This is a genomic window from Anaplasma phagocytophilum, assembly GCF_023476575.1.
Classification (GTDB): Bacteria; Pseudomonadota; Alphaproteobacteria; order Rickettsiales; family Anaplasmataceae; genus Anaplasma; species Anaplasma phagocytophilum_A.
Window position 1 is genome coordinate 2,888 of the sequence record NZ_JAHLEX010000026.1, and the last position, 9,621, is coordinate 12,508.

Sequence of the window (9,621 nt, forward strand, 5' to 3'; positions counted from 1 at the left end):
TAAAGGGAAGGTAGCATATCAGCCGGTGGATTTGCAGCAAAACTTCAGGTTGTTCAATTCAATGTCGCCATGGAAGGGCTATAAGTAATTAAGGTGTAAACCGCCATTGTAGCAGTGTAGGGTATGGCATTCTCGAGTTGTTCATGCTCTATTGATATCCTATTCGCAGTGTTGTTTGCACATAACTTACCAATGTATTCCTATCTCTGTACACAACTGAACCTGCTTTTTCGCATAGAACATCACCTTTGCAATAGGAATTTTTGTAGATATTTCATCTTCTATCCCGCTGTCTGAAACCCTAGCAATACCTAATGCAATTTTGGCTTGCACTGCATACGCAAATGATTCACAACGTCCTGAACGTCATTATAGCTATAGAATTGCTATCTTTATACCGTGAGCACAGTATGGATATAACTGTGTTCTGTACTTTTAAGCTGCAAGATTCTAGCACACTCCGTAGGTAATTCTGGAATCCTGTAGACTTTTTATGCGGAATATATACCCTCCTATAAGACTCGATTCTCCAGTACGTAACACTACTGTTGTATAAATAAATTCGGCAATACAATAGAAGACTAGAAATAACCGATAGGTAAGCCACAAGCGCATGTTAAACATGCGCTTGTACATAAAAACTCTCTATATATATGACAGAGTTAGAGACTCTTGCAGTTTTAGAAATAACTACATAACACATTCGGTGTATATCCTGAGAAGGATCAATGCACTTGAAATCATCCATGGAATCACCATGACAAGATAATTTGTAGATATCTCTCTAGCACGAGGTATGTCAGCAGTATGAGATATGTCTGTAGAGGAATATGTTGGCAGAAAATGCTCTGTCTTTTCTTAGTATGTCAATCATTTAACGCTTAGGTTCATTGTTGATATCCGATATGTCACTTTTTATATGTGAATGAACTGTGTCTAGGCTACTGACATACCTCAGCAGTATATTGTAATCTGCTTCTGTAAGGAGGGGAGTGCAACGTGTTGTTTTACAGTTTTAAATTCGGTGCTCATCTTCAGTTATTGAGAGTTTTCTTATATATGCAGTAGTAGGCAATTTGGGTTTGAAAGCTATAGGTGAAATACCAAGGGATCAGCACGCGCTGCTTCGAGAACGGCGAATTTACTTATGGGACCACTATGACTAAACGTTGATATAGGTTTAGAACTCTGGCCGTTGCATTAGTCTGGATATTTTGTGCTTTGATCTGAGTATAACATAAAAAGCACCCCTCCCACCGTGTTCGGGAACTGCACGTGTGTAGTAAAGAACCATATTTACTATTTTATCGCTTTGTAACCACTTATATAAACTCCTTCGCAAAGCATTTTCTCCAGACTGCTTACTTCCCCAACCCGTGATTACCAAGACGCACTTGTGGGCGGATTGAAAGCTCATTATAATAAAATCTGCTAGTAGATCGTAGGCGATATCAGTTGTATAACCATGCAAGTCGATAACATTGTCAATACGAAACTTTCCCTTGTCCACCTTTGATTTCATCCTGTGCGCTATGGTAGATAGGATTCCCTGATCTTCAGTGCACAGGGAAGCACTAACTGTACCTTTTTCTCTAAGCCCCTTGGCATTATCACGAGAAGACCGCAGTGCAGCTGACCTGTCATACACTATCTGACGTGTATTAGGCCTAGAAATACGATTGGAAGGCAACACTCTATTTTGCGCTCTTTCGCACTCCGTATTGCAAAACACCGCTTGTGACATGAAAAGAACCCTGTTATTTCTTTCAAGGGGACGAGCTACCTTCTCCACACTTTCCCAACACAGAGCATCGGTCAAGTCTTCACATCCAGCATCACTCACGTTAAACCCCCAAAAACGTATATGCCACCAGCTCTCAGTTAAGCCATGACAAACACAACAAAAAGGAGGTTATGATACGGAAATTTTTACAACCAGACAGCAAGATGTACACACACCACACGCGCACGACAGACGCAGCACAACCTCTAACGACTCATAGGAAAAGGTCTTTAGAACCCCTCTATACCATGATCTTTTCCACCTGAAAGAAACTTATCCTGATCCAGAAACGAAGCAGAATACGTACTCTTATTATCTACAAAGCTCTTACCAAGACCGGCATGTCGGGAACTACGAGAAGGTGAGACATGAGAGCTGTGCCCTGCAATACCACGAGAACCAGCAAATTCTTCCAGATATTTTCTACATCTTTGCACAGCTAGCCCGAATACGGTAGAGAGATCTAACTGATTGGATGCTATCTCCCTCAGTGCGACAACTGTATTCTTATCACCCTGACGGTCTACCATAGTCGCCGCGCCCGAGCTTAACTCGTGAGCTCTCTGACTTGCAAGAATCACAAGCTTAAATCTGTTTCCATCATAACCAGAAAAGCACCTACTTTCTTCAGAGTCCATTTTCTTTCATACAGCACATAACAAACCCGCCATTATACCCTTATAAGGCGTCATATGCAATATGTTGATGAGATACCGCCAAAAGTATTTCTCTTCTTTCATCTATGTTAAGGGACCATGCTAGCACCTTAGGCCACAGATTTCATATCATTAAAGAAGATAGCACTACGTAGTTCAGAAACGCAGCATACACGTGTCTAAAAACGCGGTTTGTAATCGACACATATAGCACTCGATATTATTATGAGTGATTATGAGTGATCTTAAAGTCACTATTACACAAGACCATACTACACACTCCTGACGCTACACTCAAATGTGTAGACTTTTTCCATAACTGAAATGTTTACGAAAGCAAGGAGTATAAATTGCGTACTAGAGATTACTTGCTATCTTTCGAGATAACCTTCAAATCTATCGCATTCAGATCATCTGACAGCTGTGAGCTTTCGATTTCATTTAAGATATTTTGCGGTAGTTCCCCTATGAACACAGATAACTCTACCTTACAATGTAACCTTAACAAGAATACCAGCAACCTCTCTAGGGAAAACCCGGAAGCCTTACCATTTATGATTTGAGATACTTTTGGCTGATCTACCCCTATTACTTTAGCGGCAGCCATCTGACTCCATTGACTCTTCTGTATTGTATCTCTTATGATATTTAAAATTTGGAGCTTAATTTTTTGTCCGTTACGACGACGTTTTTCTCTCATAGAACCTTCCACCAGGTGAACTTATAACCGATTCAATTTATGATTTTGCAAAACATCAAAATGCTAAACAGCCACATGCTCTTACAACAAAGAAACACGGCAGCATAGCCACTACAACTGCGATCATACTAGTGTAAATTGATTAATTTTTCTATAAAGCGGGAAGGTAAAATTGCTAGTTAAAGTAGAGCGTAGTCTGCGCACAGGGAGAGTATTGTACTTTAATGTCAACTTAAAGTGCGTGAAAAAAGCACTGCAATATTATGTCAATACGCGCTATAGTCCAAATTTTAAGATACATATAAGGAGGATTACGTGACTCTCTAAGAAGTGTGACTAAATTATCGTATACTGAGCAGTACATATGGCATTATTATCTACAGCTAGCGAATATTTATACATACTGTAACGGAAGTTTATGCAGTGAGTGCAATATTTATAGAAATTTCGTCTTGATGACGTATCAAAGAAATTGTGCCTCAATCTTCATTTACCTCATCTTCATTCAGGTATATGGGTATAAGCTTAGGTAGGGTAGTGCCAGGGGTGACAACGTTTTTTGCATAATCTTGTATTAACAGTTAATAGCATAGTCATAGGGGAAGATATGGTAAAAGTCTTTCCCTTAGTGTTTCTAGCGTTATTAGATGTTTTGAATAATAGGCTTCTTGAGCTGGGACTCTATTCTGGTATGCATTTCCTAAAAGACTTCTTCATGCACCTTGAGTACAAAACTTACTTTCTTATTATAGTGGGGTGAACTCTGAAAGTGGTGTCGACTTGTAGGTTTCCTGCTGGAAAAATTAGGAGCTATATTATTGATTGTGAAAACGCTGAGGCAATGCTACTGCAGCGAGTACGTCATAATTTTCATGGACGGATGCAGGAGTGCAAACTTTATATAGGGATAAGTTGTAGCACATAGATCAGGTTCTATTGCATAAGGATATATACGTCACATCTTATGATAATGTTGTAAAAATACTCAGTGTGTTTTTGTTTGATATAGTGGGTGCAAACATTCATTATCATACGCTCCGTATATCAACTTTATGATGCATCAAGGTCTTTCTGACCATATGAGGTATGTATAAAACAGCAGAGCTAAAATGTTTTACATCTTAGTGAGGCGTTGCGTCAGTATCACATAATTTGTTTTGTGCTGCTTTAATAGTGACGTACCTATAAAACTATGTGCGTGTATAAAGGTATAGCACCGTTGTTGCTGTTGTGAGACATTTCATTCGTTGGTTTGCACGGCATTTTCACTATTTGGGGTTATTTATTTACAAGACCGCTACATGTATTAAGTAAATTTACTATTCAGTAGTGGTTGTTATGTGTAGTATGCTTTATCAAAAATTGACATTTTAAAGGAAATTAGTCACAATCCGGTGATATACTCTAGGTAATATATTTGCGTGTTTGATGTTGGAGAGTACTCTTCAGTTTTGATCTTTTTCTTGCTCGCAGCGGTGCTATCTTCGCTCTTTGCCGTTTTACCGATCTTTTTAGCAAAGCGTAGGGATTCTATGGAGAAGCTAGTTCCTTACGAGTGCGGGTTTGATCAAAAGGAGGAGGTAAGTTCTGTATTTGATATCAAGTTTTGTATTATTGGGATTTTATTTGTGATCTTTGACGTTGAGGTCACTTTTCTTTTTCCCTGGTCGGTATGCTTAGGTAGCATTGGTTTTGCGGGATATTTTTCTATGCTATGTTTCCTGGGAATGCTAACTATCGGTTTTATATACGAATGGAATAGTGGTGCCTTAGAATGGGAGTAGGCATGGGTGAATGTGATCAAATACTAGAAAATGATCTATGGCAGGGCTATAAGGACCATGGTTTTGTGGTAACGCAATTCTCGGATCTAATAGAGAGAGTGCTGAAATGGGCACGCAGTGGGTCTTTGTGGCCTATGACTTTTGGCTTGGCTTGTTGTGCGGTTGAGATGATGCACACTGCTGCTAGTAGATATGACCTGGATAGGTACGGAATAATGTTCAGGGCCAGTCCTAGGCAGGCTGATGTTATGATAGTGGCTGGTACGCTTACTAATAAAATGGCGCCCGCATTACGTCGTGTATATGACCAGATGGCAGACCCTAAGTATGTTATTTCAATGGGTAGTTGCGCAAATGGAGGCGGCTACTATCACTACTCGTACTCTGTTGTTAGGGGCTGTGATAGGGTAGTTCCTGTAGATATATATGTTCCTGGATGCCCTCCGACAGCGGAAGCTTTGTTATATGGTTTACTGTGTTTACAGCAGAAGATTCTTCGCAACGGTCAAGGAACTTGGAGGGCGTAGAATGTCTTTAGATATGGAGCCTGTTGTTAGCTCGTATATACAGGAACTATTGCAGGCTGATGTTGTGTTGCGCCAAGATGGTGTGCTGCAATGTTGTCTTGAAGCGCAGAGTGTACGAGATCATCTGATTACTCTACGGGATGATCCCAAGACTAAGCTCAGGGTGCTGACTGACATTTTTGCAGTTGACTATCATAATAGGAAACCTAGATTTGAAGTAGTATACATGCTTCTTAGTCTTGTTTATAACATACGATTGTGCTGCAAGGTTGTGCTGGCTGAGGGGAGTGTCATACCTTCAGTAACTTCAGTTTTTGGATCTGCGGGGTGGTTTGAGCGCGAAGTTTACGATATGTATGGCATCGAGTTTAGTGATCATCCTGATCTGAGGCGGATTCTCACAGACTACGGTTTTCGGGGGCACCCTATGCTTAAGGACTTTCCACTCACGGGTTATGAAGAGATACGATATGATTTCCGTAAAGGGAAGGTAGCATATCAGCCGGTGGATTTGCAGCAAAACTTCAGGTTGTTCAATTCAATGTCGCCATGGAAGGGCTATAAGTAATTAAGGTGTAAACCGCCATTGTAGCAGTGTAGGGTATGGCATTCTCGAGTTGTTCATGCTCTATTGATATCCTATTCGCAGTGTTGTTTGCACATAACTTACCAATGTATTCCTATCTCTGTACACAACTGAACCTGCTTTTTCGCATAGAACATCATCTTCTTTATTCTCAAGCACTCACTAAATTACGGAACGTTAAAAAAGATAATAGTTCTATAGATCCTTAAAGTGTGTTGTACCAGGTACAGATCATGAGTTCGTGTCTTCGTACATTATTATGACACGATGAGAACACTCTGGTATATTCTCCGACGTTTTGGTGCGTATCTTGGCGCCTATACAGTTTTGCTGACCACAATAATGCTGCGCAACTTTGTTTTTCAGTACGGTAACCATGTACTTTTTTGAGCTGCTTTTCGGATATTACAAGTGAGAACCTTGCCATTTCTTTTTCGGGTCTGGGTATGTGCCCGATAGGTAGGAAAGTAACTTCATTTAGTGTATAGGGTAGTAAGTTTGTCATGGCTATACGCAAGGGTTTATAATGCGTGGAACGGTAGCTCAATTTCTGTAGTGCACTCTATATACTGATACGTAATTTATGGAATTGTCCAACGGTATGGTGATCAATGCAACTAATGTTTCAGGCACTACGTATTGCACTTTAGTTCAATTCTGAATTGAAAAAGCAGCAATAATGGATTTCGCATTAACTATCAGGAGATTGGTTACGTAGTACTTATCTCTAAATTACGGTGAAGTTATCTATAACACCCCCTATAGGCACATAATATGCTTCTTTATCCTATAATTAAGTAGTATACATGCCGTTGTGCATTAAAATAAAAAAGGTAGTTACTTCATATAGTGATTTATGCTAGAGTGTTGCGATTTGCCGTAAGCTTTGCTATGAGGTGTATAGGTGAGGGTTCTGCTAACAAATGACGACGGGTTTTTCGCTCAGGGCATGCAGGTACTGAAGGGCATTGTATCTCAGGCTTTCTCAGAAGTATGGATATCGGCTCCTGCGCGAAATTGCAGTGGTATGAGCAGATCTATAAGTGTAGGTGTGCCTGTAGAAGCACGTAAGGTCAATGATAGGGAGTATACTATCTCTGGTACACCAGTTGACAGTGCAGTGTTGGGATTGCACATAATGAAGAGTGTTGCAGGAGTTTTGCCGGATTTGGTATTATCTGGCATTAACTACGGTTCTAATGTTGGGAGCAAAGTCTTATACTCTGGCACTATAGCTGCAGCGGCAGCTGCTGCCTCTATGGGGATTCCGTCGATTGCTATTAGTCAGGAATATTGTGGTACTGATATCAACTGGGGGAATTCAGAGAAAGTTGTGCTAGACATAGTAAAGCAGCTGATGGATGATCCGCGTTGGGATAGAAAGTCTGTTATGAGTATTAATATTCCACATTTTGATATTTTGGGTATGCACTTCACTGAGCAAGGTGATTATTGCCCATGTGGTGATGTTGCTGATGCACCTGGACAGGAGCCAGATTGCACTATCTATACAATATGCGATGTGAATAGAGAGACAAAATTAGAGCGATTCCAAAAGGCTAGCAGCGAGATGTTGCGTGCGGGGTATATCATGGTTACTCCTGTTTGTTCTGATCTCACAGACCATAGTACTTTGAATCGCATGCTAGATAGTTAGCAAGGGTTAACTATTATGTATCCAGTATACCTGGCTTATGTTCTAGGCTTCAGCATCTTGGCATTGTTTGGTGCATATGTTGTGAGGAGCTTTCTGAAGAGTAAGCAGGTGCTTAGAGAAGTAGTTAATAATGCAAAGAAAACATAAGCGTGTTCTTTTTATAGCTGTTTCATTTATAGCTTTAGGGTGCGTATCTGCTTTTGTGTTGTTTGAGCTCAGCAAAAGTATATCCTTTTTCTGCACTCCCACCGAACTCGTATATGATCCTATAAAGTCATCTCGCTATCCTATCCGTGTAGGGGGAATGATAGTTAAGGGTAGTATTGTGCGGTATGGTGATTCAGTAACTTTTTCCATAACGGATTTAGAGACTGAACTGGAGATTACATATAGAGGAGTGTTACCTCCGCTGTTTGCTGAGGATGTTGGTGCTATAGCGAAGGGGCGATTTGTAGATGGGATGTTTGTAGCGGAAGAACTCTTAGCCAAACACGATGAAAAATATATGCCTAAAAAGTATTCATCGTCAGGTACTGCTGTTGTTGGTAGTTAGCCTATTGAAAAAATCTATAGCAGAATTGCGTGAAGCCATGCGAATCACTGCTAGGTACTAATGCATTAGGTGTCTTGTATCGCTATTCTCCTCTCAAGATATTCCAGTTGATCATTGAGGTATTCCTTTAACTTGTGACTTCACAACTCTGGATATTGGAATATAGCCTTAGATCATTACCTACTTAGTTAATAGTTCTTTTGTTAGTTTCCGAGTTATGGATTGTTCTCTGGCGTTTAAGAACATCATTTTCCAGATGCTACTGATATATCTCATTCCTGGCTAACTCTTATCCTCTCAATATTTTTCACTTTTCAAACCATATGCTAAAGGACATTAGCATGTCTTTGGATTGAATTGCTTTGCTAATCTTGTAGCTTCGTATTATCAAAATAAGCAGCGTAGTAGTAAAAATTTTCGTACTCTCTGTTGATGCACATGCCTCAGCAGTGATGACACGCACAGGTGTGCAGAAATGATATGATACTGGTATGCTAATGACTATATACAGAAAATTGTTGTAATCTTGAAGGGTATTAGACAATAGTGTATCCGCGCAAAACTTGTGTGTAGGTCACTACAAGTTTCACAATAATTAACAAAAGTGAAGCAGTGGCGACCCCGCACTCACGTTATGAACCACCCGATATGTTTCATCCGTAAATTCCCTCAACTTTTGTTCCGTGTTTATGGTGCTTTCCAAGTTGATGAGCTATTGAAGCGCAGTAACATCCTTAGTTATTAGAGAAGAGAGCAGTCGGTTATATTGCTTTGTTTCTGAATTTTTTATCCATTACAAGCATGACACGTTGTATATCTTCTGATTTTACATACTATAACGTAATAACTTGTGCGAAAGGGTTCTAAAGCGTCTTTAAGATCTTGTCTATCTCACCAGCAGGATCTGAACTTTGTGTAATCATACGACCTATAACAAGGTAATCAGCTCCAGCTTCAAGTGCATCCTTAGGAGTATCAACTCTTTTTTGATCTCCTGTGACCGATTGAGCCATCCTTATTCCCGGTACTACAAGTTTCAAAGATGGATACTTTTTACGTATATTAGCTACCTCTTTTGCAGAGCAAACTATTGAGTTGAGACCCGAGCATACTGCAAGATCTACTAGGTTCATAACGTGCGCTTCAACTGAGGAATTTATCCCACAAGCTCTAAGATCAACATCGTCCATACTAGTGAGAACAGTCACCCCAACGGGCTCTATATTGCATCCCTTAAGAGCATCGATAGCTCCTATAATCATGTTTTTCCCACCGCTAACGTGTATGGTCAACATCTCTATAGCTGGAAAGTTTATAACGGACTTTAACGCACCACGGACTGTATTAGGAATATCGTGTAGCTTAAGGTCTAGAA

11 protein-coding genes are annotated in these 9,621 nt (G+C 40.1%); 6 read left to right on the forward strand and 5 right to left on the reverse strand.

Features of this window, described 5'->3' with window-relative positions:
• Positions 1-186: 186 nt before the first annotated feature.
• From KPX09_RS02205 to KPX09_RS02220, 4 genes are all read right to left on the reverse strand, one after another.
• Positions 187-333, reverse strand: a complete 147-nt coding sequence (locus KPX09_RS02205) for a hypothetical protein (RefSeq protein ID WP_249548760.1) — start codon at positions 331-333, stop codon at positions 187-189.
• Positions 334-1,180: 847 nt separating this feature from the next.
• Positions 1,181-1,843: a Smr/MutS family protein gene (locus KPX09_RS05730; RefSeq protein ID WP_249548761.1), complete on the reverse strand. Its 663-nt coding sequence runs from the start codon at positions 1,841-1,843 to the stop codon at positions 1,181-1,183.
• 170 nt (positions 1,844-2,013) lie between these two features.
• A complete protein-coding gene (gene rpoZ, locus KPX09_RS02215) occupies positions 2,014-2,421 on the reverse strand; it encodes a DNA-directed RNA polymerase subunit omega (protein ID WP_249548762.1) in 408 nt (135 codons plus the stop codon).
• Between the two features lie 382 nt (positions 2,422-2,803).
• Positions 2,804-3,139, reverse strand: a complete 336-nt coding sequence (locus tag KPX09_RS02220; protein WP_249548763.1) for a helix-turn-helix domain-containing protein — start codon at positions 3,137-3,139, stop codon at positions 2,804-2,806.
• 559 nt (positions 3,140-3,698) lie between these two features.
• Here KPX09_RS02220 and KPX09_RS02225 point away from each other — a divergent pair.
• From KPX09_RS02225 to ccmE, 6 genes are all read left to right on the forward strand, one after another.
• Positions 3,699-3,899, forward strand: coding sequence for a hypothetical protein (locus tag KPX09_RS02225; protein ID WP_249548764.1), 201 nt, complete (start codon positions 3,699-3,701; stop codon positions 3,897-3,899).
• Between the two features lie 661 nt (positions 3,900-4,560).
• A complete protein-coding gene (gene ndhC, locus KPX09_RS02230) occupies positions 4,561-4,923 on the forward strand; it encodes an NADH-quinone oxidoreductase subunit A (protein ID WP_249548765.1) in 363 nt (120 codons plus the stop codon).
• A gap of 2 nt (positions 4,924-4,925) precedes the next feature.
• Positions 4,926-5,450 (forward strand): NuoB/complex I 20 kDa subunit family protein, encoded by a 525-nt coding sequence (locus KPX09_RS02235; RefSeq protein WP_249548769.1) that lies wholly within the window; start codon positions 4,926-4,928, stop codon positions 5,448-5,450.
• 13 nt (positions 5,451-5,463) lie between these two features.
• Positions 5,464-6,018, forward strand: a complete 555-nt coding sequence (locus KPX09_RS02240; RefSeq protein ID WP_410518475.1) for a complex I 30 kDa subunit family protein — start codon at positions 5,464-5,466, stop codon at positions 6,016-6,018.
• Between the two features lie 922 nt (positions 6,019-6,940).
• The gene (gene surE / locus KPX09_RS02245; protein WP_249548766.1) at positions 6,941-7,693 is read left to right on the forward strand and encodes a 5'/3'-nucleotidase SurE; all 753 of its coding nucleotides are present in this window, start codon (positions 6,941-6,943) and stop codon (positions 7,691-7,693) included.
• 130 nt (positions 7,694-7,823) lie between these two features.
• The gene (gene ccmE, locus KPX09_RS02250; protein ID WP_249548767.1) at positions 7,824-8,246 is read left to right on the forward strand and encodes a cytochrome c maturation protein CcmE; all 423 of its coding nucleotides are present in this window, start codon (positions 7,824-7,826) and stop codon (positions 8,244-8,246) included.
• Positions 8,247-9,109: 863 nt separating this feature from the next.
• Here the strand turns inward: ccmE and pyrF are convergent.
• Positions 9,110-9,621, reverse strand: a 512-nt coding sequence (pyrF, locus tag KPX09_RS02255) for an orotidine-5'-phosphate decarboxylase (RefSeq protein ID WP_249548768.1), incomplete at its 5' end; no start/stop codon positions are given.